General features: G+C 54.5%; 26 protein-coding genes and 1 other annotated feature. Of the genes, 19 read left to right on the top strand and 7 right to left on the bottom strand.

All coding sequences use genetic code 11. The features are described from left to right. Positions 1–111: 111 nt before the first annotated feature. The 5 genes from ACTHO6_RS02825 to ACTHO6_RS02845 all read right to left on the bottom strand — a co-directional run bounded on the left by ACTHO6_RS02825 (position 112) and on the right by ACTHO6_RS02845 (position 6,158). Positions 112–1,395, bottom strand: coding sequence for an SLC13 family permease (locus tag ACTHO6_RS02825; protein ID WP_440239113.1), 1,284 nt, complete (start codon positions 1,393–1,395; stop codon positions 112–114). A 124-nt stretch (positions 1,396–1,519) separates the two neighbouring features. Next, on the bottom strand, positions 1,520–3,103 hold the full coding sequence (gene serA, locus ACTHO6_RS02830; RefSeq protein WP_440239115.1) for a phosphoglycerate dehydrogenase: 1,584 nt from the start codon (positions 3,101–3,103) through the stop codon (positions 1,520–1,522). Then, positions 3,096–4,250 (bottom strand): pyridoxal-phosphate-dependent aminotransferase family protein, encoded by a 1,155-nt coding sequence (locus ACTHO6_RS02835; protein ID WP_440239117.1) that lies wholly within the window; start codon positions 4,248–4,250, stop codon positions 3,096–3,098. The genes serA and ACTHO6_RS02835 overlap by 8 nt, the downstream gene beginning before the upstream one ends. A gap of 68 nt (positions 4,251–4,318) precedes the next feature. After that, positions 4,319–4,569, bottom strand: a binding site (T-box leader). 365 nt (positions 4,570–4,934) lie between these two features. Next, positions 4,935–5,141, bottom strand: a complete 207-nt coding sequence (locus tag ACTHO6_RS02840) for a ferredoxin (protein WP_005836244.1) — start codon at positions 5,139–5,141, stop codon at positions 4,935–4,937. 102 nt (positions 5,142–5,243) lie between these two features. Then, complete coding sequence (locus tag ACTHO6_RS02845) at positions 5,244–6,158, bottom strand: hypothetical protein (RefSeq protein ID WP_440239120.1); 915 nt, start codon at positions 6,156–6,158, stop codon at positions 5,244–5,246. 90 nt (positions 6,159–6,248) lie between these two features. Between ACTHO6_RS02845 and ACTHO6_RS02850 the strand changes: the two genes are divergently transcribed. From ACTHO6_RS02850 to ACTHO6_RS02875, 6 genes are all read left to right on the top strand, one after another. Next, positions 6,249–7,367, top strand: a complete 1,119-nt coding sequence (locus ACTHO6_RS02850) for a helix-turn-helix domain-containing protein (RefSeq protein ID WP_440239122.1) — start codon at positions 6,249–6,251, stop codon at positions 7,365–7,367. Further along, a complete protein-coding gene (locus ACTHO6_RS02855; protein WP_440239124.1) occupies positions 7,360–8,868 on the top strand; it encodes a RecQ family ATP-dependent DNA helicase in 1,509 nt (502 codons plus the stop codon). Before ACTHO6_RS02850 ends, ACTHO6_RS02855 begins: the two co-directional genes overlap by 8 nt. A 17-nt stretch (positions 8,869–8,885) precedes the next feature. After that, entirely contained in the window at positions 8,886–9,467 is a 582-nt protein-coding gene (locus ACTHO6_RS02860; protein ID WP_440239126.1) for a lysostaphin resistance A-like protein, read from the top strand. Beyond that, on the top strand, positions 9,464–10,138 hold the full coding sequence (locus ACTHO6_RS02865; protein ID WP_440239128.1) for a LysM peptidoglycan-binding domain-containing protein: 675 nt from the start codon (positions 9,464–9,466) through the stop codon (positions 10,136–10,138). The genes ACTHO6_RS02860 and ACTHO6_RS02865 overlap by 4 nt, the downstream gene beginning before the upstream one ends. A 58-nt stretch (positions 10,139–10,196) precedes the next feature. Continuing rightward, positions 10,197–11,156 (top strand): NAD(P)/FAD-dependent oxidoreductase, encoded by a 960-nt coding sequence (locus tag ACTHO6_RS02870; protein WP_440239130.1) that lies wholly within the window; start codon positions 10,197–10,199, stop codon positions 11,154–11,156. A 509-nt stretch (positions 11,157–11,665) separates the two neighbouring features. Then, positions 11,666–12,265: a genetic competence negative regulator gene (locus ACTHO6_RS02875; RefSeq protein ID WP_440239132.1), complete on the top strand. Its 600-nt coding sequence runs from the start codon at positions 11,666–11,668 to the stop codon at positions 12,263–12,265. Positions 12,266–12,335: 70 nt separating this feature from the next. Here the strand turns inward: ACTHO6_RS02875 and ACTHO6_RS02880 are convergent, their stop codons facing one another. Next, a complete protein-coding gene (locus ACTHO6_RS02880; protein WP_440239134.1) occupies positions 12,336–13,076 on the bottom strand; it encodes a PIG-L deacetylase family protein in 741 nt (246 codons plus the stop codon). 371 nt (positions 13,077–13,447) lie between these two features. On the opposite strand from ACTHO6_RS02880, the gene ACTHO6_RS02885 reads away from it, so the two are divergent. Then, positions 13,448–14,680, top strand: coding sequence for a Glu/Leu/Phe/Val family dehydrogenase (locus tag ACTHO6_RS02885; protein ID WP_440239416.1), 1,233 nt, complete (start codon positions 13,448–13,450; stop codon positions 14,678–14,680). Positions 14,681–14,794: 114 nt separating this feature from the next. Here the strand turns inward: ACTHO6_RS02885 and ACTHO6_RS02890 are convergent, their stop codons facing one another. Then, positions 14,795–15,766 carry an asparaginase gene (locus ACTHO6_RS02890; RefSeq protein ID WP_440239137.1) on the bottom strand — a complete coding sequence of 324 codons (972 nt, stop codon included), beginning with the start codon at positions 15,764–15,766 and terminating at the stop codon, positions 14,795–14,797. A gap of 85 nt (positions 15,767–15,851) precedes the next feature. Between ACTHO6_RS02890 and prsW the strand changes: the two genes are divergently transcribed. The 12 genes from prsW (at position 15,852) to ACTHO6_RS02950 (ending at position 25,126) form a co-directional block, all read left to right on the top strand. Beyond that, entirely contained in the window at positions 15,852–16,526 is a 675-nt protein-coding gene (prsW, locus tag ACTHO6_RS02895; protein WP_440239418.1) for a glutamic-type intramembrane protease PrsW, read from the top strand. Positions 16,527–16,547: 21 nt separating this feature from the next. Next, positions 16,548–16,706 carry a hypothetical protein gene (locus ACTHO6_RS02900; protein WP_440239139.1) on the top strand — a complete coding sequence of 53 codons (159 nt, stop codon included), beginning with the start codon at positions 16,548–16,550 and terminating at the stop codon, positions 16,704–16,706. Between the two features lie 254 nt (positions 16,707–16,960). Next, the gene (gene ypeB, locus ACTHO6_RS02905; RefSeq protein WP_440239141.1) at positions 16,961–18,322 is read left to right on the top strand and encodes a germination protein YpeB; all 1,362 of its coding nucleotides are present in this window, start codon (positions 16,961–16,963) and stop codon (positions 18,320–18,322) included. Between the two features lie 118 nt (positions 18,323–18,440). Continuing rightward, complete coding sequence (locus ACTHO6_RS02910) at positions 18,441–19,127, top strand: flagellar brake protein (RefSeq protein ID WP_440239143.1); 687 nt, start codon at positions 18,441–18,443, stop codon at positions 19,125–19,127. A 26-nt stretch (positions 19,128–19,153) separates the two neighbouring features. Then, a complete protein-coding gene (locus ACTHO6_RS02915) occupies positions 19,154–19,336 on the top strand; it encodes a hypothetical protein (protein WP_440239145.1) in 183 nt (60 codons plus the stop codon). Positions 19,337–19,524: 188 nt separating this feature from the next. After that, positions 19,525–20,196, top strand: coding sequence for a (d)CMP kinase (gene cmk / locus ACTHO6_RS02920; RefSeq protein ID WP_440239147.1), 672 nt, complete (start codon positions 19,525–19,527; stop codon positions 20,194–20,196). Next, positions 20,193–20,786, top strand: a complete 594-nt coding sequence (locus tag ACTHO6_RS02925; RefSeq protein ID WP_440239150.1) for a lysophospholipid acyltransferase family protein — start codon at positions 20,193–20,195, stop codon at positions 20,784–20,786. The genes cmk and ACTHO6_RS02925 overlap by 4 nt, the downstream gene beginning before the upstream one ends. Before the next feature lie 186 nt (positions 20,787–20,972). Continuing rightward, complete coding sequence (gene rpsA / locus ACTHO6_RS02930) at positions 20,973–22,145, top strand: 30S ribosomal protein S1 (RefSeq protein ID WP_440239152.1); 1,173 nt, start codon at positions 20,973–20,975, stop codon at positions 22,143–22,145. A 104-nt stretch (positions 22,146–22,249) separates the two neighbouring features. Next, positions 22,250–23,302 carry a type 2 isopentenyl-diphosphate Delta-isomerase gene (gene fni / locus ACTHO6_RS02935; protein WP_440239154.1) on the top strand — a complete coding sequence of 351 codons (1,053 nt, stop codon included), beginning with the start codon at positions 22,250–22,252 and terminating at the stop codon, positions 23,300–23,302. Between the two features lie 90 nt (positions 23,303–23,392). After that, complete coding sequence (locus tag ACTHO6_RS02940) at positions 23,393–24,028, top strand: YphA family membrane protein (protein WP_440239156.1); 636 nt, start codon at positions 23,393–23,395, stop codon at positions 24,026–24,028. 6 nt (positions 24,029–24,034) lie between these two features. Next, a complete protein-coding gene (locus ACTHO6_RS02945) occupies positions 24,035–24,940 on the top strand; it encodes a YIEGIA family protein (RefSeq protein WP_440239159.1) in 906 nt (301 codons plus the stop codon). Positions 24,941–24,943: 3 nt separating this feature from the next. Continuing rightward, the gene (locus ACTHO6_RS02950) at positions 24,944–25,126 is read left to right on the top strand and encodes a capping complex subunit for YIEGIA (RefSeq protein ID WP_440239161.1); all 183 of its coding nucleotides are present in this window, start codon (positions 24,944–24,946) and stop codon (positions 25,124–25,126) included. Positions 25,127–25,144: the final 18 nt, after the last annotated feature.

Raw genomic sequence — 25,144 nt, forward strand, 5'->3', positions numbered from 1 at the left:
CTCACCGTACGTAAAAAAGACTCCGTCGCAGTGAACAGCGGCGGAGTCTTTTGCTGTGCGCCCAGCATGGACGTGATCTCGGTTGCTTGCGGCAAGCTGTCGGTCTTCTTCTTACCAGACAAAATAGCGCAAGTAAATGTACAGATGGGAAACGACAATCGACATAATCATCAGCGGGAAAGCCACTTTCATGAAGCTGATAAAGCCGATATGATGTCCTTCCTTGACGGCGATACCCGCGACAATGACGTTGGCGCTGGCACCGATGAGCGTCCCGTTCCCGCCCAGGCATGCGCCGAGAGCGAGGCTCCACCACAGCGGCTCCAGATGGGAAATCCCTAGTGTTCCCATCTCTTTAATCATCGGGATCATCGTGGCGACAAACGGGATGTTATCGACAAATGCCGAAGCAATCGCACTCATCCAGAGAATCAAGAGCGACGTTTTCAGCGCATCTGCTCCTGTGAGGTGGATCGCCTGGCTCGCCAGCTTCGCGATGACGCCTGTTTCTACCAGGCCCGACACGAGAACAAACAAGCCGACGAAAAAGAAGATCGTATTCCATTCGACTTTGCTGATGGCGTCCTCCAGGTAATGCTCTCCGGTGATGAGGAGAAGCAGAAAAGCGCCGGTGAGGGCGATCGTCGCGGATTCCAGGTGCAGGACGCCGTGCAGCATGAACCCGATAATCGTCAAGGCCATGACGGTCAACGATTTTTTCAGAAGGCTCGTATCGGTAATTTCATCGCGTTCGTTGAGCTGCATGATTTTGGCGCTCAACTCCGGAGAGGTACGCAGCTGTTTTCGATAAATGAAAACCAGGCACAAGATGGTAAGCGCCATAATGACGACAATGATCGGGCTTAAATTCAGCAAAAACGCCATGAAGTCAAGCTCCGGCACGGCACTGCCAATCATGATGTTGGGCGGGTCGCCGATCAAGGTGGCGGTGCCGCCTGCATTCGAGGCAATGATTTCGCTGACGAAAAAAGGAATCGGATTCAGCTCAAGCTGTCTGGCGATGCTCAAGGTAACGGGGACGATCAAGAGCACCGTGGTGACGTTGTCCAGAAAAGCAGAGGCGAAAGCGGTGATGATGCTCAAGTAGACGAGGATGCGGACTGGCTTGCCTTTTGCCAGCTTGGCTGCGCGAATCGCCACGTATTTGAATACGCCGGTTTGCGCCGTTACGGCCACGAGAATCATCATCCCGATCAAGAGGCCAAGCGTGTTGAAGTCGATGTGGTGAAGCGCCTGCTCCTGCGTAACGATGCCAAACAACACCATGAGAATTCCGCCGCTCATGGCGACGATGGTTCTGTGCAACTTTTCACTGATAATGAATGCGTAGGTAACGAAAAAGATGCCGATGGCGAACAGCGCCTGGTTAGTCATACGGAGCTCCTTTCTTGGTGGAAAATCATCTTGTCCTATTATAGCGCTAACAAATGGGAGGGTAAAGGAAAAGACCCGGCGAGCAGCCAGGTCTTTTTGGCGAACGAAAAAGCGGATAAACGGCTTATAGTTCGATTTGCGTCACGCTTTTGACTTCGGCCAGCTCGCCCATGGTATCGAGCAGCTCGGGCGTCAGCGGTTTGTCTACAGAAAGCATCATGATCGCCTCTCCGCCGACATCGCGGCGTCCTACCTGCATCGTGGCAATGTTCACATTGTTATCGCCAAGAATGGAACCGACGCGTCCGATGACGCCAGGGCGGTCGTTATGGTGGATGTAGAGCAGGTAGCCTTCCGGTGCCACGTCGATGGAAAAGTCGTCAATTTTCACAATGCGCGCGCCGTATCCGTTGAGGCGCGTACCTGCAACTGTACGGGTTTCCTGCGAGGTTTTCAGGCTGACGGTCAAGAGGTTGGTAAACCCTTTGCTTTGGCCAGTCTTTTGCTCGGTCACCGTAATGTCGCGTGCTTTTGCCAGAAGCGGGGCATTCACGAAATTCACGCCGTCGCCGAGACGGAAGGACAAGACGCCCTTCAAGACAGTGCGGGTCAAAGGCGACGTATCCACGTCGGCCAGCTCGCCGCTGTATTTGATCGCGACTTCGGAGATCGAGCCGACCGTCACCTGGGCGAGGAAATGGCCCAGGTTTTCTCCCAGCTGGAAGTACGGCTGAACCTTTTCCATGACGTGGGCCGGGATGGACGGCAGGTTGACGGCGTTTTTGAACGGCTCGCCGCGCAGTACCTTCAAAATTTCCTCCGACACGTCGACCGCGACGTTCTCCTGGGCTTCCACTGTCGAGGCGCCGAGGTGAGGGGTCGTGACCACTTGCGGCAGACCGACCAGCGGGTTGTCGACAGGCGGTTCTTCCTCGAACACGTCCAGAGCGGCTCCGGCTACCTTGCCGCTGATGATCGCTTCGTACAACGCTTTCTCGTCAATGATGCCGCCGCGCGCGCAGTTGACGAGGCGCACGCCTTCCTTCATCTTGGCGAACTCACGCGTGCTGATGATGTGGCGGGTTTCTTTTGTCAGCGGGGTGTGAACGGTGATGAAATCGGCCTGGCGGCAAATCTCATCGACGGTAGCGTTAATCACGCCGATTTTTTGCGCCCGTTCTTCCGTCAAGAACGGGTCATACCCCATGACGCTCATCCCGAATGCTTTGGCTCGTTTGGCAACCTCGGAGCCGATCCGTCCCATGCCGATGACGCCGAGCACTTTTTTGTTCAGCTCCACACCTTGAAAGCTTTTGCGGTCCCATGTGCCGTCTACCAACTTTTTATGTGCCTGCGGGATGTTGCGGGCGACTGACATGAGCATGGCGAAGGAATGCTCGGCGGTGGAGATCGTATTGCCGTCCGGGGCATTGATGACCGGGATGCCCGCTTGGGTCGCTGCGGCGATGTCGATGTTATCCACGCCTACACCCGCGCGGCCGACTGCTTTCAGGTTCTTGCCGGCCGCGAGCACCTCCGCTGTCACCTGTGTCTGGCTGCGGACGAGCAGGGCATCGTAGTCGCCAATGATGTCGATCAGCTCGGTAGGGGAGAGGTTGGTTTTGCGGACGACTTCTACATCTTCTGCGTCCAGCAGTTGCTGGATACCAAATTCGCTAAGCGGGTCGGTAATGAGAACTTTATACATGGGCAAGAAGCACCTCCTGAGCAGCTTTGACACCGGCACCCAGTTCAACCGGGGCGCCGATTTGATGGAGCGACATTTCGAGCGCGGAAATCACTTGCAGGACATCGAGCGGTTCGCAGTAGCCCATGTGTCCGATTCGGAAAATTTTCCCTTTGAGGTGCTGCTGGCCGCCCGCGATGGTGACGTTGTACTGCTTCGTCAGCACCTTGCGCAGCGCTTCGGCGTCAAACGCACCTTGGGGGTCGCAGGAAGTCACCGTCGCGGCAGCGTAAGCATCTTCCGCCATCAGGTTGACATCGAGAGCCCGCATGGCAGCGCGGGTCATGTCGCGCATCAGCTCATGGCGCTTGATGATGGCGGGCAAGCCTTCTTCGTCGAGCATATCCAGCACCTCGGCCAGACCGAAAAGGAGCGACACAGCCGGAGTGTAGGGCGTTGTCTGATCGGCGAGGCTTTTTTTGTACGCCTTCAGATCGAGATAAAAAGCGAGCGGTTTGTTCGCCTCGATGACCTTCCAGGCGCGTTCGCTTGCGGCCAGAAAGGCAAGACCGGTCGGCAGCATGAACGCTTTTTGCGAGCCGGTCACAACGATATCGACACCCCATGCGTCCATTTCGCAAGCGACAGCGCCCAGGCAGCTGACCGCGTCCACGATAAACAGCGCGTCCGAATGGGAACGAATCGTTTTCGCCAGCGCGGCAATCGGGTTTTGCACCCCGGTGGATGTTTCGCAGTACGTAGCGAATACCGCTTTTACGTGCGGCTTCTCTTGCAGGAACGCTTCCAATCGCTCCGGCGTAACCGCCTGGCCCCAAGGCACCTCCAGACGATGAGCAACCACGCCGTAGCGCTCGCATATTTTGGCGAAACGCTCGCCGAAAGCGCCACTGACGAGAATTGCGGCTTCCTCCCCAGGCTGCAGGGTGTTTACGACGCTGGTTTCCAGCGCGGCGGTTCCGCTGCCTGCCAGGATGTACACGTCTTGGGTCGTACCGAAGTAAGGCTTCAGTCTTTCCGCGGTGCGGGCGAACAGGGCGGAAAATTTGCCGCTGCGATGCCCGATCATCGGCTGGCTCATCGCCAGCTGCACGCGCGGGGGAATAGGGGTAGGGCCTGGAATGCGCAAAATCAGTTTGTCAGTAAACATGTCTCTCTCCTCCTATCAGCAATCAATAAAAAAACCTCCCGTTCCCACACTGCTCCTGTTACAGAACAGTGAGGGACGAGAGGCTTGCTTCGCGGTGCCACCCTCATTCGCTCCTTTTTTCTCAAAAAGGAGCCTTCGCAGGTACATGACCTGTAGAGATAACGGATCTACCGTTCGCGCCTAGTGGGACGAGATCAATCGTCTGTTCAGCGCAGCAGCTCGGAAGTGCTTATCTGTGGGAGAAACCGCCGATTCGCAGCAACCATCGGCTCTCTGAGGATTTCCGGGACCACAGCATTTTCTTCGTCATCGCAGTTGATGATGTGGTGTTTCGTAAGATTTGTACTAAAGATATCACGGCAAAATGACACCGTCAAGCAAAAAAACAAGAAAAAATGAACAATATCAAAAAAAATAGATTTATCGTTCGTAAATCGTAGTGATTTTTCATAAGATAAGAGGCGGATAACGAGCAAAAACCGAACATTAAAAAGTCAACCGCCTAAAAAATGGGAAAACCGCGCAAAAATGTTCGGATTTTCTGCATGCCCTTGTCGATCTTGGCATGCGCAGGTCATCTTTATTTTGCCAATTTTTCGATAACACTGTCAATCCCAAAATCGTTTGCGAAAACTGAAAAACCTCTTGCCTACCTAGCAGGCAAGAGGTTTTGTAGCTGGAATCCTATTCCACTTTGATAGAGTCGGTCGGGCATCCTTCCGCAGCGTCGCGAACGTCGTCTTGGAGGATATCCGGGATTTCAACACTGTTCGAGTTGTCATCCAACTTGTTGAACGCAAGGCCCTCGTCGTCGTAGTCAAAAACGTCAGGGGCCGTGGCGCCACAGGCACCGCAAGCAATACAAGTATCTTTATCTACCCATGTAGTCATTGTGGTTTCACCTCCCGTTACAAGTGGTACGTCCACTATCATAGACAATTGTATGCTCTTGTTCACAAGATTTCAAGATTGAATCAGTCTAAAAATGTACGACTACTTATAAAGCGGAATTTCAGGGGTATTCAGTACCGAATAAAGTTTGTCACTCAACTTTTTGAAGTCGCCAAAGTGAACGGCATCTGTTGCATGAAGCACCTTCACCGCAGCAGCCACATCCTTGATCCCCAATGTTTGCGACTCCTGGGAAGCCAACAGCAGGTCGAGGCGGGCCGTCAAATCTTCCGGATTGTAGCCGTTCCATTGCTTGTTTGCAGACATGAATAGAGCGGCCAAGTACGTCCGGTAGTGAAACGGATACTGTTTCCATTGCGCTGCCGTAACGGTTGCTGGCGCTGTGGGTGGCATCGTTTTTTTTTCGATATAAGCCGATTCCCAGGCCGCCAGGGAATGATAGACCATTTCCTGGGCCGTCAACCAGCTGTTCTGCGAAAGTGTCAAGCCGGAAGCGATGGCGGCAGGCGTTTGTGCATTACTATTCTGATCGGAACGGATTCTCTCCATACTATCCAAATAAGCCCGTACACTGTTCGTAAAAAGCGCATGTGCTTGTGCCAGCAACGGAGAGGTTGGCAGCGGCACCGTTTTTTCCAGCTCGCTCTGCGTCTGGCCGGCTAGCTTCTCCAGCTTTCTCAGCGCATCGGCGCGTTCTTTTTGATCGAGGCCTCCCCAATTGGCCATCGCCTCGAAGTGGGCTTGCTTCCATTTCAGTACCGGCGCGTATACGGCGTAGTAAAAACGAATGAAGTCCTGCTCGTTGTACAGCTTTTGCTCGCGCAGGAGCTTTTCCTTTTCCGCTGCTTTTTGCTCGGCTTCCCGTGCTGCCGCTTGCTCGGCTTCCATGGATGACTTCATATAATGGGCGCCGAAAAAAAATCCACCAACCGTGCAGGCAAGTGTTATGATGATCATGTACGTCATCATAAATTCTGACTTTTTCAATCGTGTCATAAAACATCCTCCAAATCGAATCCAGCGAAAAATGGCGCAGGCGATTGTGCCCGCAAAAAAATAAAGAAGGAAAAAGTGCAAGGAGTACCCATGAACAGTCAAAACAGTGTGGCAGAGGAACGAGAGCTTCTCTCTAAAGTCGCCCTGAATGCGATGATTCCTCTGGCGAACGAGAGAACGCTTCAGGCCGCCTACCACATACTGCGCGGCAGAAAAGCGAATCAGACTCTGCAAGATGTGCATTTGTACAACCTTTACCCGTATTATCGGATGTTTCCCGCTTTTTCAAAAGAGGATTGGGACAAAATTGTGGCAACTTTGTTGCAGCAGGAATATTTGCAACAGCAGGAAGGGGACGGGACCAGCCCCAAGCCGACGTTTCGGGTCACCGCGAAAGGAAAGCAGGCTGCTAGGGAGGCGTATGAGAAATACCGCTTCGCCGTCTGGTTTTCGCCCTTCACGCAGTTTGATCTGGCAGTGCGAATCGAACCGTTTTGGCAGAGGCTTCATCTGCTCGTGCAAACCGTATCGCACATGCTCGGAAACGATCTTGGGTTTACGCCTGTCGTGACCGACAAATCCGTCCAGCTGTGGGTGAAGGAACAGTTGCAGCGACAAGAAGCGCGGGCGCTGTGGATGGACGGGCTGTCAGCGGAGCTGTATCAGCTTTGGGGGCCGCTTGCGCCCGAGGTGCAAAAGCTGCTGGTCGCGCAGCTGTCCGGGAAAGCGCAGGTAGGAAAAACGCTTGGGCAGCTCGCGAAGCAGGAGCAGGTGCCCCGCGTCTACCTGACGCTTTTGTTCCGCTATGGGCTGGCTGCCTCCATTCAACGGCTGATGAAGGAAGCCCAGGCGTTTCCGCTGCTTTCGCGACTCGTCACCCGGGAGAACAAGCTCGATCCGCGACTGAGCGACAGCGCGGCCCGGACGTATGCCATGGTACAGCGCGGCTTGAGCAAGACGGAAATCGCCAGCAGGAGGAAAATGAAGGAAAGCACGGTCGAAGATCATCTCGTGGAAATTGCCTTGCGCTGTCCGGAATGGGATGAATCGGCCTATTTGTCCCCCGAAACGCGCAGGCTGATTATTGCCGCAAGCGAAGAGCTGCAAACGAGCAGACTCCGGCTGATCAAGGAACAGGTCGGGGCTGCCGTCAGCTATTTGCAAATCCGTCTGGCTTTGGCCCGAAGGCAGGGGGAGACGAATGAATAAAGACATGGAGTGGTATCTGAAGGAGTATTTTGGCTACGAGGCATTTCGGCCTGGCCAAGCGTCGATCATCAAACGGGTGCTGGAAGGACAGAGCGTTCTCGGCCTGATGGCAACAGGCGGGGGAAAATCGGTCACCTATCAGCTTCCGGCCCTGATGCTGCCGGGTATCACGGTGGTCGTTTCCCCGTTGATCTCGCTCATGGTCGATCAGGTGCAGCAGCTGCGCACGAAAAAACGCATACCTGCCGCCTATGTAAACAGTACGCAAGACCCGGCAGAAGCGCGGGAAGTGTTGCAGAAAATCGCGACTGGCGCCTGCAAGCTGCTGTACATATCCCCGGAAAAGCTGCAACAGCCCTACGTCCAGCACGTGCTGAACCAGGCGGGGGTGTCGCTTGTGGCGATTGACGAAGCCCACTGCATTTCTGCGTGGGGCCACGATTTCCGCACGGATTACCTGCGTCTGCCCGACACGCTGAAACAGCTGGGGAATCCGCCTGTATTGGCTGTGACCGCGACAGCGACGACTGCGGTGCGCAACGAAATTTGCTCCCTGTTCGGGATCGCCCAGGAGCATGTCGTCGTGCAGACGCTCAATCGAGCCAACATCGCCTACGATCTGGCGGAGGTGAACGGGGAAAGCGAGCGGCGTCAGTTGACGTTTGAACTGATAGACAGGCTGGAAGGGCCGGGAATCGTGTATTGCAGCACGCGGCAGGCGGTCGACGTGCTCGTGGCTGCGTACCAGCTCGACGGGAAAAGGCGCGTAGACGGCTACCACGGAGGCATGAACAGCATGGAGCGGATGCTGATTCAGACGCAGTTTCTTGCGGGCGAGCTGGATGTCATCATCGCGACGAACGCTTTTGGCATGGGCATTGACAAGCCCGACATCCGCTTTGTCATTCACTATCAGCTGCCGGCCAGCCTGGAGGCGTACTCGCAGGAGATCGGCAGAATCGGACGGGATGGACGGCCCGGCTATGCCATGCTGCTGTACGCCCAGGAGGATATTCAGATCCATCAGTACATGCTGGACAAAGAGTATCCGACTCCGCTGCAAGTCCAGCAGTTTTTCCAGCATTACCGGGCAGGGGCCGCTTTCGATGCGCAGACATTGGCCATGATCGACATGTCCGAGGAAATGGCGGCCATGCTCACCTTTTATACAGAGCGTGCGCTGTCCGGGGCGCAGGTGAGCAGCTCAACAGAAGTGACCAATCCCGTCCAGGATATTTGGCAAAAGACAGAAAAGCGCAAAGCGGTCAAACGAAAAAAGCTGTCTGAAATGGTATCCTATGTGCTTGCGGAAAGCTGTCTGCGCAAGCACCTGAATCAATACTTCGGCGAAAAAGACCATAGCTACCAGCACTTCTGCTGCTCGCGCTGCGGCCTATCGCGGGCAGCCTACGAAGGGGAGCGGATGGTGATGGTGCAGCCGGAAGCGCAAAACCGTTGGAATTTGCGGCAGGCATTGGACAAGCTTTTGCCGAAAAAATAAAAGGAGAGAGCGATCGCGTGAAACAAAGCGGGCTAGAGGTGGAGGAAGCGACGCTGCGGCTGAATCTGTGGCTGACGCAAGGAATGGTGTTGGCAATAGCAGCGATAAGCAGCTTCTCGATCCACGGATGGCAGGGCACGCTCGGTTTATTCAACTTCCCGGGATGGAAGGGAATCGGGCTTGCATGCTGCATGGCAGCAGGGGTTGTACTCTTTAGCATTGCCATGGATAAATACATCCCCAGACGCTGGCAGGACGATGGCGGCATCAACGAAAAGGTGTTTGGCGCCATGCCTGCCAGCTGGACCGTGCTCGTTTGCGTCATCGTCGGCATCGGCGAGGAATGGCTGTTTCGCGGCGTCATTCAGCCGTTTGTCGGGAATGGCTGGACAAGCCTTGTGTTTACGCTCGTACATGTGCGCTATTGGAAAAAGCCGCTGTTGGTCGCGAGCGTGTTTGGCACGAGCTGGCTGTTGGGGCTTTTGATGGATGGGTACGGTTCCTTATGGCCGTCCATCGTCGCGCATATGGTCATTGATGTTTCATTGGCCTTTTACTTGCAAATGACTTTGAAGAAGGAAAAGGGGGAGGAAGAGTGAATCTGGAGACGAATCAATTGCCGCCTCGTCGCTCCCGTCACACCCGTCCAAAAGCGTCAGCGGGATTGAAAACATGGATTCGGTCGGGTCTTCTCGTATTTGGAGTTGTCTTTTTCGGGCTGATCGGCCTGGAGCTGTATCAGGCGAATGTGGCCCGGGAAAAGGGAGAAGCCGTCGAGATGGTTTTGCCTACGCCAGAAGCTGACCAGGCGAAGACGGCAGCAGCCGAAAGGGAAACGGCTGCAAAGGAACCGACATCCGCAGGTCACCGCGCTCCTTCTGCACAGAACGCGCAGACAACCGGACAAGCGGAGGGCGCTGCTGCTGCCGCTTCGTCGCCTGCCGCAAGCAGCGCTCAGGCCAGCGCGAGCACGGTGGAAGCACCAAAAGCCGTGAGCAAGTCTGTGGAGAGCAAGCCCGCCCACGCAAAGCCAGCGGGCGCACCTGCCGCTGCTCCGGCAAGCCCGGCTCCGGAACAAAAGCCGGCACCGCCTGCACAGAAGCCGAAAGTCGTCAAGCATGTGGTACAAAAGGGCGAGACGCTGTTCATGCTGTCCCGCAAATATTTCGGCAACAATGCCAATGTCGCCCGGATTGCTCGCTATAACGGCTTGAACGCAGAATCACAGCTGGTGGCAGGAAAGGTCGTCTTCGTCCCGCTCGCGCCGTAATCGTCCCTTCCGCTTGCGGTTATGCTATAGGCAGTGACCGATCAGGGGAGGGCTTGTGATGTACGATACGATCATTGTAGGCGGAGGAATTGCGGGATTGCAGACAGCGATCCAGCTCGCCAGAAGCCTTCGCCGCGTGGCCGTCATCGACGTGCCGGGAGGACGGTCGGCGGTCGCCAGAAACTACCGGAACATCCTCGGATTTCCGCAGGGTGTCAGCGGCGATGATTTTCGCCGGGAAGGGCAGAAGCAGGCAACGCAATACGGTGCCGAGTTCATTGCGGATGAAGTAACAGGGCTTGCAGCGCGTGCGGAGGGCGGCTTTTGCGTCACGACGAAAACGAGAGCGGGCACACATGCGCTGCTGGCGAAAACGCTCGTTATGGCGACGGGGATGGCGGACCCTTTTCCGCCGATTCCCCGCCTGCGCGACTGCCTCGGGCTTTCGATTTTTATTTGCCCCGATTGCGACGGCTACGAGAGCGTCGGGCAAAAAACGGCGGTGATCGGCGATGGCCCGCACGCCGTCCAAATGGCGGCTGAGCTGTTTTTCTACACAAAGAAGCTGGTCGTCGTCAATCATGGAGGCAGCGAGATCAACGAGAAGGAGCAGGCGCTCCTCGAACGGCTCGGGATCGACTATCGCGCTGCCCGTGTGGAGCAGCTCGTGCAAGCAGGCGGCCAGCTCCGGCAATTGCAGCTTTCCTCCGGGGAAAAGCTGGCGGTGCCCCGGGCTTTTTTGGCCTTTCCCGGCGCGTTGGCCCAGACCGGACTGTTGCGGGCTTTTTCGGTACATATCAATGAGAAAGGACACGTGCGCACCGATCCGCGGACCAAAGAAACCGATCACCCGAATCTTTGGGCCGTCGGGGACATCGCCATGCATTCCCAGCAGGTCGCGATCGCGATGGGGGACGGCGCGCAGGCGGCCATTTGGATTCAGAAGCGGCTTCGCGAGCTGGATGGCGAAAGCCCCCTTTCTCCCGATCCACCCTTCGGCAGAGGGCAAAGCAGGTAGCGAACGCTTGCAAAGGAAAAGAGGACAAACGCCGACGCTCGCGGCGTTTTTTTTCTGGCCCGGGCAAGTCGAACCGGAACTCGAACTAGCTGAGATCAATATATATGGGGGGGGGAAGAAAGAATCAGGAGGCTCCCTTTATTGTTCTGCGGATCCCAGTTGGCAAAAGGCCTGTTCCCCCTTCCTGGCGGCTGCGGTCGCGCTTGTGATTCGATGGCGATACACCAACAGCTTTTCCTGGGAAAGCGCAGGAAGTGACAGGCTGCTACAAAGTCCGCTTTTCAAGCGTTTGAACCGACACGTGCGCGCGAAAGCACACGAAGAGCCTCGGAGAGTGTCAGGTGGCTATGTTCCTGCTACTAAATGTGATATGATAGGACTACCCCGGATTTTCCCATCCGCGAAAAAATGGTTGAATGCAACACGGGTATTCGTCGGAAAATGCGGAGAACTCTTACAGGCTTAGCATCATATTTTGTAGTACGACTGGATGGCGAGGAGGGACAGTCATGCGTGTTGAACGCCTTGGTCAAGACAAAATACGAATCTTTTTAACGTTTGACGACCTAACAGAGCGCGGGATAGAAAAAGAAGACATGTGGCGTGACATTCCAAAAGTTCATGAACTGTTCAACGACATGATGGAACAGGCTTATCACGAATTGGGATTTGAAGTGTCAGGGCCTGTTGCCGTTGAAGTGTTCGCCTTGCCAGCTCAGGGAATGGTCGTGATCGTAACTCGCGGCAAAACAGGCTCAAAGGACGGAAAAGAAGAGGAATTCGAGGACGAGGAAGTGTACGAATTAGAAGTCACTTTAGAGGAAAGCGATCTGATTATTTACGCCTTCCGTGACTTTGAGCATATGGTTGAAGCTGCCCACCGTATCAATGCCATGCTGACCAATGGAGGGGCGGCCTACTTCTACCAGGGGAAATACCACCTGGTGCTGGAAGAGGTGGAATTGGATCAGGAGCGATACCACAAGTTGATTGCGATCCTCTCTGAGTACGGGGAAGCGACGCCGACAACGATTTATGTCCTGGAAGAATACGGTAAGGTTGTCGTTGCCGACGATGCTGTCAAGGAAATATGCAGACATTTCACGTAAGCAACGGAGGAAATGCCTGGGAGAATAAACAGCACCTAGTCCATCAACTAGGTGCTTTTGCTTGCCATCGTCAGAGCCCGGTGAAAAAGTCGGCTTCCTTGCCGGAGATCGTGTAGCCAGGAAGGCTGTGCCAGGCCAGGATGTAGTGATTGTTCGGCGGAACCGATTCAAAGCCGCCGGAGGTAACGCCAGGGAACACGCGCTCTACTGACAGGTGCTGCGTCCTGTGCGCTCGCAGGGCAGCAGCTACTTGCTGCTTGTACGCTGGCCCGTCAATGATGGTGGTAATGGTTTCGATCGGATCGGAATACGGAGGCTGTATCGCCCCGAATGGGCCATCGGAAGCGCGGGTTGCATAGTACAGCTTGCGCACGCTCGTCGTGGCGTCCAAAGACTGGACAGCCTGGGTCGTTGCCAGTGAAATCGCCTGGTGATCCGGATGTCCGGAAATGCCGTGGGGGGCAAAGGTGACGAGCACGGCAGGCTCCACTGTTGCGATCGCCTGCTGGATGCGGTCGGCCAGCTCCTGGACGGGCACTGTGTTCAACAGCTTATCCTCGTAGTCCCAAATGTCCACGCTTGCCAGTCCGAGAATGGCTGCCGCTTCTCTCAGTTCCTGCTCGCGATAGGCGGGCAGCTGTTCGGCGGTGCAGAGCGGCGGGTCTCCTGCTTTGCCGGCCTGGCCTCTGGTTGCGCAAAGCAAATGGCATTCTGCCTTGTTTTCCTGGGTGTATTTGGAAATTGTGATGCCGGACGCGAAGGTTTCGTCGTCTGGATGTGCGAACACGAACAAAATCTTATTCTTTTTCATAAAAACGCCTCCGTGTATAAACTTCCAGAACCACTGTTTCCATTATGCCATACATTCCTTTGTTCCGTAATGAAAGAATGCGCTTTGGGAACACTACCACAACCAAGGAATGTACGGTTCGATCGGCGCGAAGCCGCATCCGCGCCATTCGCTCCCTTTTTCAATTGGCGGGTCAAACGTTGTATTTCTATGCAAATGAGCAAGAGCAGACGTTTTCGAAATGGGAAAAAAACTTTTTTTCGCTTCTCATACCTGATACAAGCGTGTATACTAAAGGCTGGCATTGACCGATAACATTTTTGAGGTGGTAAGTAATGGGTAATCAAGACGTGGTAACCGAAAGCACCGAAGGGAAAGAAAAGCAAGAACCAATGAACTTGCTGCATTCGACTCAAACGGTGATCAAGGAAGCACTGGATAAACTAGGTTACCAAGAATCGATGTTTGAACTCTTGAAGGAGCCGCTGCGCGTTTTGACCGTACGCATTCCGGTTCGCATGGATAACGGCGAAGTAAAGGTGTTTACGGGCTATCGTGCACAGCACAACGATGCGGTTGGTCCGACCAAGGGAGGCATTCGTTTCCACCCGGAAGTTACTGAGGATGAAGTGAAAGCACTTTCTATTTGGATGAGCCTCAAAGCCGGTATCGTCGACCTGCCTTATGGTGGCGGGAAGGGCGGTATCATTTGCGACCCGCGTGAAATGTCCTTCCGTGAACTGGAAAGACTGAGCCGCGGTTACGTTCGCGCAATCAGCCAGCTTGTGGGTCCAACGAAAGACATTCCGGCGCCGGACGTCTTTACCAACTCGCAAATCATGGCATGGATGATGGACGAATATAGCCGTATCCGAGAATTTGACTCGCCTGGCTTCATTACCGGTAAACCGATTACACTCGGTGGTTCGCATGGACGCGAAACAGCAACAGCCAAAGGGGTTACGATTTGCATTCGCGAAGCAGCGAAACGCCGCAACATTGATGTAAAAGGCGCACGCGTTGTCGTGCAAGGCTTCGGAAACGCAGGCAGCTACCTGGCGAAATTCATGCACGATGCAGGAGCAAAAGTGGTAGGGATTTCCGATGCTTACGGCGCTCTGTACGATCCGAACGGTCTGGACATCGACTACTTGCTTGATCGTCGCGACTCCTTCGGTACCGTTACGAAGCTGTTTACCAACACCATTACCAACAAAGAACTGCTTGAGCTGGAGTGCGACATTCTCGTTCCGGCAGCGATCGAAAACCAAATCACTGCTGCAAACGCTCACAATATCAAGGCAAAAATCGTCGTAGAAGCGGCTAACGGCCCAACTACGCTCGAAGCGACCAAGATTCTGACAGAACGCGGCATCCTGCTCGTACCGGATGTACTGGCAAGTGCCGGTGGCGTAACCGTTTCCTACTTCGAATGGGTACAAAACAACCAGGGCTACTACTGGAGTGAAGAAGAAGTAGAAGAGAAACTGGAAAAAGTCATGGTTCGCTCGTTTGAAAATGTGTACTCCCTGTCCCAGACACGCCGTGTCGACATGCGTCTCGCCGCTTACATGGTCGGTGTACGCAAAATGGCAGAAGCGTCTCGCTTCCGCGGCTGGGTGTAAGAAGAGAATACCAGGCTTCGCCACTGATGTGGCGAAGCTTTTTGTTTTTGCGGGGCCAATAGAAGAGCGGACAAACCCTCCAGGAACGAGCGAGAAGGGGTTGTCCGCTTTTTTTTATTGATCGAACAGCTTTTGCAGTTCCTGGAAGTCGCGTGTCTTTTGCAGGGCAACGATCAGCTTGATTCGCGCTTTTTGCCCGTTGAGTCCGTTGGAGAAGATGATGCCCATTTCCTTCAGCTTACGGCCTCCGCCTTCGTAGTCGTATACGTCCTGTACTTGTCCGTTGAAGCAGCGGGACACAAGCACGATCGGGATTCCCCGATCCAGGAGCTGCTGCAGGGTCGGGATAATGGCAGGCGGCAAATTGCCGAGGCCGAATGCCTCAATCACGAGGCCGTCAATCGGCTGTTCGAGCAGAAACTGTAGCCAGGACGGGTCCATGCCAGCGACCGCTTTAATCAGCGGCACATTTGCGTCCGCATGGGAGATCGTGTAATGCTCCCGCACCAGAGGCGCATGGTGATACTGCACGCTTTTTTTGGCGATGGTGCCGATTGGGCCGTATTGCGGCGATTGGAAAGTGGCGACATTGCTCGTGTGGGTTTTGGTGACATGGCAGGCCGCGTGAATTTCATCGTTGAACACGACGAGCACGCCTTTGTTCAGGCTGCCCGGATCGGCGGCTGTGCGCACGGAAGAAATCAGGTTGACCGGACCGTCCGCGCCCAGCTCGTTGCTGCTGCGCATTGCGCCAGTCACGACGATCGGTACGTCCACAGACAGCGTCAGATCGAGAAAATACGCCGTCTCTTCCAGTGTATCGGTTCCGTGCGTAATGACCACACCGTCATAACGCTCCTGCCGAAACGCTTCTTCGATTTGCAGGCGCAGATCATTCATGATCGTGGGCGTGATGTGAGGGCTTGGCAGATTTAGCACGTTTTTCATGGTGACGTCCGCGTAACGCTCTAAAAAAGGAAGAATTTTGTTCACAGCTTGATCATCCAGCGGTTTTACGCCTTCTGTGTCATCTACAGACATGGCGATCGTGCCACCGGTATTGACTACCAGTATTTTTTTTGTCATGATCTCTCTCCTGTAGCGGGTTTTCAATCAACCACTATTCATGGTACGATGAATATCAGCCTTGTGTAAAGGAGCAATACTAATGATGCTTGCAATGATCGGCGCGGCAATAGCCCCCGGTATCGCCATCATGAGTTATTTTTACCTGCGCGACAGTCTCGAACCGGAACCGATTTCCATGGTGATCCGGTCGTTTATCTTTGGGATGCTGCTGGTGATTCCGATTATGGTGCTCCAGTACATCATGCAGACAGAATGGAACTGGCGGAGCGGAGTTGTCGCGGAAATCATCCAGTCCGCTGTGGTAGAAGAGTTTTTCAAATGGATGGTCATTTTCTTCACGGCCTACAAGCACGTGGAGTTCGATGAGCCTTACGATGGAATTGTGTATGCAGTTGCCGTGTCGCTCGGGTTTGCCACGTTGGAAAACCTGTTTTATTTGATTATCAACGGGCTGAACATTGCCTTTTGGCGTGCCCTGTTGCCCGTCTCCAGCCACGCGCTGTTCGCTGTCTGGATGGGCTATTATTTGGGACGAGCAAAGTTCTCGCAAAAGAAAGAGCAGGAGCGGGCGTTTCTCTGGCTGTCCATCACGCTGCCGATCGGGTTGCACGCGCTCTACAACGCCATTTTTCTCTCCATTCAAAACTGGCTCGTGGTCATTGTGCCGTTCATGCTTGTGCTCTGGTGGCAAGGCTTGAAAAAGGTGCAGCGCGCTCATGATTACGGTTCTAAAAATCTCTATTCGCGTCCACAATAGACGATAAGGAGGAGACGAGACGTGCTGAAATCCGAACGAGCAAAAGTGACCATCCAATGCAATGTATGTGGAGAAAAATTTACCCTCCGCGGGCGCCGGGAACCGGGCGGCCAAGTGGAAACGGGATTCAAGCAATGCTTGTGCGACAACGACCGGCATTTTCGCATTGACGAATCGTAAACGAGGAAAAAGTAAGCTGTACGAAAAGACCGATGCCAAGCCGCATCGGTCTTTTTGTGCTGGAAGCCTTTGGAGCTTGCGCCTTCTGGCGGATTTGCATGCATAATCCATTCTTTCTCCACTAACACTATGCAAAGATTTCAATTCATGGCCAAGGAGGCCGCATCGGGAGCAGGCCGCAGGTCAAACAAGTCGGGAAGCGCAGCTTTTGCAGGGAACGGCTGTTTACTAAAGAAGAGAAGGAGTGGCAAGGGATGGTATACGGAGCAACGGCACGTATCTTGTTTCCCGTAGCCCTGGTGGCCTTGATAGGCGCGGGGATGTGGGGATATCAGGAGCACAACGAAAAAAACTCGGTTTTAATTAAGGCAGAGAACTCGTATCAACGGGCTTTTCACGATCTGACCTATCACATAGACAAATTGCATGACGAGCTGGGAAAATCACTGGTGGTCAACTCCCGGCGGCAAATGACGCCGACCTTGACCAATGTATGGCGGCTTGCCTATGCGGCGCAGGCAGAGGTGGGACAGCTTCCCTTGACCTTGATGCCGTTCAGCAATACGGAGGAGATGCTGTCCCGGGTCGCTGACTTTTCGTATCGGGTCGCCGTGCGCGATCTGGAGAAGGAGCCGCTCACCGACAAGGAGTACGACACGTTGAAAAGCTTGCACAAGCAGGCGAAGGATATTCAGGACCAGCTCCGCAACGTCCAGGCCAACGTCATCGACAAACAGCTGCGCTGGATGGATGTGGAGACGGCGCTTGCTTCCGACGACAAAAAGTCGGACAACACGATTGTCGACGGCTTTCAGACGATCGAGAAAAAGGTGCAGGAGTTTCCGGATCTGGACTGGGGCGTCGGCATCCAGAGCCTGGACAAGAAAAAACAGCAGCGGATCAACGGGATCGACGGCAAGCCTGCCAGCCCGGAGGATGCGAAGAAAAGCGCACTCGAATTTTTGCGGCTGAACGCGCAGGACGCCAAGGTTGAAATCGAAGAAAACGGCAAGGGACAAACGTACTCGGCCTACAGTGTCCGCGTCACCCCGAACGGACAAAAGGATGCGATTAACCTCGATGTGACAAAGCGCGGCGGCAAGGTCGTCTGGATGATGAACGAACGCCAGATTGGGGAAGAACAGATCGACATGAAGCAGGCGCAGGAGCAGGGCGAGGAATTTTTGCGCAAGCATGGCTTTGAAAACATGGTCGTCTCCGAGATCGACAGCTACGACCGCAATGCCCTGTTTACGTTCGTGCCCGTCCAGGACGGCGTCCGTATTTATCCCGATTCGGTGACGATCGAGATTGCGCTGGACAACGGGGAAGTAACGGCATTCAATTCTACCGAATACTTGTTTAACCATAAACAACGTCTCTTGTCCAAGCCGCGCCTGTCCAAAGAGGAAGCGCGCAAAAAGGTCAATCCGAGCGTGAAGGTCACGAGCGAACGGCTGGCGCTCATCGAGGGGAAAAACGACGGCAAGGAAGTGTTGACGTGGGAGCTGACAGGCAGCTTCGAAGGAAATTCGTACATGGTGTACATTAACGCGATCAATGGCGACGAGGAAGAAGTCGTGAAAATGGAGACGAGCGACGACCGGGGCAAGTAGCGCTAGACAGGCCAAAAGGCAAGGGGAAAGCTGGATTTGACGGCTTTCCCTATTTGCTGATTGGGAAGAAAAGAGTATATAATGAGGGGTGAGAGGGAAAAGGAGGAACAGCTGCTATATGGTGCTTCCACGAGTAGGACAAAGCATACGACTTCACTTCACGGGTTCCTCTGAAGAAGAGCAGGACTTGGGCGTGTATAAAAGCCGCATCACCGACATGACCGAAGAACTGGCTTCCATCGAGCTGCCAACCAGCGAGAATACAGGGCGGACCGGCGTGTTTCGGCCCGGGACGAGCTGTCTGGTCTGGTATATCGGCGAAGACGGATCCCGCTATGAATTCCGGTCTTCCATCGTCAAGAGGGAGAGCGGACATCTTCCTGTCCTGCTGTTGCCATTGCCGAAAAAAGAAGAGATCGTGCGAACGCAACGGCGGAACTATTTGCGCATCGACGCCGCATTGGACATCGCGGTCAAGCATCAGGACCCCCTGCGACGCTATCATTTTTTGGCGAAAACCATGGACATCAGCGGTGGCGGCCTGTCTTTCAGCTGTGATGAGTCCTATCGTCTGCGCGAAAAAGACGTGCTGCAGGTCTGGATTGCCTTGCCAAGAAAAAACGGAAATGTCCAGCAGGCCTACGCCGAACTGGAGATCGTCAGGCAGAAGGCTCCGGCAGAGAAGGGCCTGCACCAGTGGATATCGGGCAAATTCACGAAAATCAGCGAACAGGATCGGGTAAAAGTGGTGAGGGCGTGTTACGAAAGACAGCTAGAGCTTCGCCAAAAAGGCGTCGAGGATTGACGCTTGACGAAAAGGAAGGGACCCCAATGACCAGTCCGTACGACGAGCGTTTTCGCCGATTTTCCAGACGGGTAGAAAAAGTCATCATGATTGGAATTGCGGCTTGCGCCATCGCGCTGACAGCCGGGGAGATCCTGATCCAATACGTTCCCGCTCGCGTTTTTTTGATCGAGACAGAACGCTTGGAAGGCGTGTCAGATCAGCCCTAAACGTTTGCGCATGGTTCCATCCTATGGTACTATTATAGCTAACAAAAGGAAACGGCCAGAATCGTTTTCGCTGACCGCACGCGGTCGCCACGTGTTTTTCTCCACACATGAATGGGAAAGGGCTTCGGGCAGAAGCTTTTCTTGTTTTACTCCCTTTCTGAACTACTGTACATAGCAGGTGAGAAGTAATGAACATAGCGATTGATGGGCCTGCGGGAGCAGGGAAAAGCACGGTTGCTCAGAAAGTAGCAAGGCAACTGGAATACGTTTACATCGACACGGGTGCCATGTACCGCGCTCTCGCCTGGGCCGTTTCTCACGAGCGGCTTCCGATCGGCGACGAGTTCCTTGTTTCCGAACTTTTGAAAAACAACAAGATTGGCTTGGTTCGGCAAGCGGGACAGCAGCGTGTGTTCTGGAACGAGATCGATGTGACGGAAGAGATTCGCTCGCCAGAGGTCAGCCAGTACGCCTCGATTGTCGCAAGCTACGCGTCCGTTCGTGAACAGATGCTGGTGTTGCAGCGAGAGCTGGCGAAGCAAGGGAACGTGGTCATGGATGGCAGAGATATCGGAACGCATGTCCTGCCTGACGCCGAGGTGAAAATTTTTCTGACGGCCTCCATCCGCGAACGAGCAGAGCGCAGATGGAAGGAACTGCTTGAAAAAGGAACCGAGACAGACCTGGCGGAGCTGGAAAAGGAAATAGAGGAGCGAGATCGTCGGGACACACAGCGAGAGGTGGCTCCCTTGCGCCAGGCGGACGATGCCGTGCTGGTGGATACAACGGGGCTGTCCATCGACCAGGTTGTGGACCGCATCCTGCAAATCTGCAAACGAACGGGAGAGTCTGCAAAGTGACCTATTACCGTTTATTCCGCGGAATATTCCGCATGATATTTTCGCTTGTCTTCCGTTGGCAAGTGATTGGGCGTGAACATATACCTAAGGAAGGCCCGGTGATTTTGTGCGCGAACCACATTTCTCTCTGGGATCCGCCTCTTCTCGGGTCCGGAATCGAGCGCCAGGTGCACTTCATGGCCAAGGAAGAATTGTTCAGAATCCCGCTCTTATCTTTTTTGATTACGAAATTCGGCGCCTTTCCGGTCAAACGGGGCGCGGGTGATCGGGCGGCGATCCGCACGACGCTCAAGTTGCTGGAAGAAGGAAAAATCTTTGGAATCTTTCCCGAGGGAACCCGCAGCAAAACGGGCGAGCCGGGAGAGGCGTTGCCGGGAGTGGCGATGTTTGCCCTCAAGTCGCAGGCAGCGGTCATTCCGGTAGCGATTATCGGGCCGTACCGGGCGTTTCGCCCGATCAAAATCGTCTATGGAGAGCCAATCGATCTCACCAGCCTGCGCGAAGCCAAGTCCGGCGCCGATGTACTGAAGGAGACGAGCGATTTAATCATGGCCCGTATCAAGGAACTGCGAAACCAGCATCTTCCCTAAGTCCGGTATAGAATCGACAAAGGGACAAATACTACATTTGCTGGAACTTACTGGCTACGTCAGTGCTAACTGCCAGCCTTCGGGCGACAGTAAAAAATATACTTGCTCCCGCTTCGTGTAATGTGGTTGCCCACAACCTGTACATAGATGGCCTGGGACTGGATGGTATTCAAGGAGGTTTTTTGGATGATGGATGAGACAAACGTAAGCTTGACGGATGCAACAACGATTTCCGTGGGGGATGTCGTAAAAGCGACGGTCACCAAAGTCGAAGACAAGCAAGCGCTGGTGGATGTAGGCTACAAATACGACGGCCTGATCCCGATCAGCGAGCTGTCTCCCCTGCATGTAGAGAAAGTGTCTGACGTCGTTGCCGTTGGCGACACGTTTGAAGTAAAAGTAATCAAGCTCAACGATGAAAAGGAAGAGCTTGTCGTTTCCAAAAAAGCGGTCGCAATGGAATCTGCCTGGGCTGAACTGGAGCAAAAAATGCAGTCCGGCGAGATCATCGAGGCAACCGTGAAGGAAGTGGTGAAGGGCGGCCTGGTTGTAGATGTCGGCGTTCGCGGCTTCATCCCGGCTTCCATGGTAGAGCGTCACTTCGTGGAAGATTTCTCCGACTACAAAGGCAAATCCTTGACCTTGAAAGTAGTCGAGATGGACAGAGAGAAAAACAAAGTGATCCTCTCCCACAAAGCCGTCCTGGAAGAGGAAGCCAAAGCGAAAAAACAGACCGTTCTGGATCAAATCCAGGTGGGGCAAGTGCTGGAAGGTACTGTGCAACGCATGACCGACTTCGGTGTATTCGTGGACATCGGCGGAGTAGACGGTCTGGTTCACGTATCCGAGCTGGCCTGGAACCGCGTAGAGAAGCCATCTGACGTCGTAAAAGAAGGCGACAAGGTACAGGTGAAAGTGCTCAAGATCGACCGCGAAAACGAGCGCATCGGCCTTAGCATCAAAGAAACCCAGGCAGGTCCTTGGGCAAAGGTTGCCGAAGAGTTTAAAGCAGGCTCGATCGTAACCGGTACGGTAAAACGCCTCGTTTCTTTCGGCGCTTTTGTCGAAGTGGCGCCCGGGATCGAAGGACTCGTACACATCTCGCAAATCGCGAACCGTCGCGTGAACACGCCTGGCGAGGTACTCAAGGAAGGCCAGGAAGTGCAAGTGAAAATTCTCGATGTGGTTCCTCACGAGCAGCGCATCAGCCTGAGCATTCGCGCGGTAGAAGAAGAGCGCGTCGAACAGGCAGAACGCGCAAGCAAGCGTGAACAACAGCAATTCACGCAAGAAAACAATCAGCCAATGGGTGTCACGCTTGGCGAACTGTTCGGCGATCTGAAAGACAAGTTCAAGTAAGCGAGACAGCTGGAAAAATAGGGGGGTACGCTCTTGCGTATCCCTTTTTGCTTGGCGATGGCCAAAGCAGCGGAAAAAGGAAAGGTTCGTCGGGAGGGAAAAACGTGAGTCGTTCGCAACGGAAGCTTGACCATATTCGCTATGCACTGGCAACGGCTGAAACGGGCACCAACAGCTTTGATGACGTTAGTTTTGTGCCGAACAGCCTGCCGAATATCGGCTACCAGGAGACAAGCCTCGATACGGAGTTTGCCTCTTTTCGTCTGCGCTCTCCGCTCCTCATCAATGCGATGACAGGTGGAGCGGAAGCGACAACATCCATCAACCAGAAGCTTGCGATCATTGCCAGGGAGCGGCAATTGGCAATGGCCGTCGGTTCGCAGATGGCCGCGCTGCGCGATCGGTCTGTCGCATCGAGCTACCAGATTGTGCGCAAAGAAAATCCGCAGGGCATCGTCCTGGCGAATGTCGGGGCAGAAGCGACTGTGGAGCAAGCGCAGGCCGCAATCGAGATGCTTGCGGCAGATGGCTTGCAAATTCACCTGAATGTCATGCAAGAGCTGTTGATGCCCGAAGGAGATCGGGATTTCAACGGCTATATCGAGCGGATACAGCGGATTCAGGAGAGCGTCAAGGTCCCGGTCATCGTCAAAGAGGTCGGCTTTGGCATGGCGAAAGAGACGATGGAGAAGCTGATCGAAGCCGGAATCAAAAACATCGACGTGGGAGGCAGAGGCGGAACGAACTTTGCCAAGGTTGAAAACCAAAGAAGCGCTCATCCGTTGTCCATGTTTGAGGATTGGGGCTTTACGACCGTCGAGAGTTTGTTGGAAGCGGATGCCGATATACGGGCGCAAGCTTCCGTCATGGCGTCGGGAGGAGTGCGGCATGGACTGGACGTCATCAAAGCGATTTGCCTGGGAGCCTCGGCTGTCGGGGTTGCCGGTGCGTTGCTGCGTCTCGTGCAGTCGCATGCGATCGAGGAATGCCTGGCAGAAGTAGACGCATGGCACCACCAGATTCGCGTGGCGATGACGGCGCTTGGGCTTGTGCAGCTCGCAGATGGAATCAAGACCCCTCTTTTGATAACGGGCCAAACAGCGGAACGTGCCCGGCTGCGAGGAAGAGCGCTGGAGGAATGGGCGCAGCGGCGTTGACCAGCGGCAAACGGACGAGCCAGCCATTCATGAAAGGCGGATGCTTGAGGCATACTTTGGGGAGACAACCACGATTTTGAGGAGATGAACATGAACGAGGGAACCATGGCGATACTCATCCAGTGGTCTTTGCTTTGTCTGGTCTGGATGGGGAGCTTTGACTCGCAGCTGCGGGGAATGGGCATGGAGAGAAAACGCGTGCTCGCCGTTCTTTGTGCGTTTCTGATCTGCTCCTTTGTCAGCTGGCAGTTGTTTTTCGCCCCGATTCAGGTAAGTCTCAGCGGGACGTTGTTGCCCCTTTTTGCAAGTGTGATTCTTTATGTGCGGCTCCCCAAAGCGGGCAGAAGACTGTCTGTGCTGGGCGCGATGGGGCTCGCTGTCTTGCTCTTCTGGCTGCGGTGGCTGTTTTTTTCCGACCCGATCCTTTTGTTCGGGGACGAGCGGGTGATTGTGCCGGGCATGAGCGTGGCAGTGGCTCTTGCCATGAGCAAGAGAGACGCTGATCGGCTATTTTTGCTCCTGCTGGGGCTGCCGATGGCGGATGTTCTCTACACGCTCTATTTTTGGCCGGCTTCCGGAGCGTGCAGCCTGGGGACGGATTACGCGCAAGATCTTTTATGGAGCAGCATTTCGCTTTTGGGGCTGACCAGTATGCTCTGGACTGCCATTCGTCGGCTTTTCGGACGGAGGGAGGCAGAGCCTTCCCATTCCGATACGGGCAGGTGATCGCGTTTGTTTCGAGAGCTGTTGTTCAATGAGTTTGTCGTTCCCTTGCTGATCGGGTTTGCCTTCGGGATTGTGTGCCGCATCCATCTTTTGCGAACGGATTATCGCCAATATCCGACGTATCCGCACGGCAAAATTATTCATGTCTCGCTTGGGGTGATCGCCTCGGCTCTGGGGGCTTTGGCTGTGCCGGCGCTGCTCAAGGAAAACTATACCGCCGTGACGTTTTTGACCGTGGCCGCCCAGCAGTTTCGGGATGTCCGCAATATGGAGCGGACGACCTTGACGGAGATTGACAAGCTGGAGCTTGTGCCGCGCGGCGGGCCGTACATTGAAGGGATCGCCATGGTGTTTGAAGGGCGCAACTACATGGTGATGTTCACCTCTCTCGTCGCGACCACGGCCACGATTCTGTTCAACTGGTGGGGCGGAATGATCGCGGGGGTGATCGCTCTCGCTATTTCCCGCAAGCTGCGCTCCGGGAAGACGCTGGGGCTGATTGTGGACACGAGTCCTGCAGAAGTGAGAGTAGAGGGGAAAGACTTGTATGTGGGCGACATTTACATCATGAACGTCGGGTTGGAAGACGCGCAAACCGCCATTCGCGAACACGGGATCGGATTTATTTTGACCCCGAAGGATGCCAACGCGAAGGTGACGATCGCCCATCCCGGCCAGCGTCAGGCGATCTTGCATGATGTCGCCACCCAACTCGGCGTGTATACCGATACAGGAGAGCCTTCCTTGACACCGCTGGTAAAACGCGACCTGCGCTCCGGCAGACTCGGCGTCTTCCTTCTGCCGCAAGAAAAAGAGGCGGAGCGAGGCAAGGCCATCATTGATGCGGTGCCCATTCTGGAGAGCGTTTTCCGCATGCCGCAGAAGACAAATTTTGCGAAAGAGGAGCGGTAGATCATGACCGGGACGATTTTGGCCGTCATTACCGTGAACCGGGATCGTATCGCGGGCGGTGCGCCGATTTTCATTGAGCCGACTCAGGAGAAAATGCAGCAGACCGCTTTCACGCTGGAAAAGATTCTGGACGCCATGGTGCATGAGGTGAGCGCTGATACCCTTATCGTTGTTCGCCACAAGTAGTGTATGGTATGATTAGCT

The sequence above is a fragment of the Brevibacillus sp. SAFN-007a genome (assembly GCF_051967035.1).
Taxonomy (GTDB): Bacteria; Bacillota; Bacilli; order Brevibacillales; family Brevibacillaceae; genus Brevibacillus.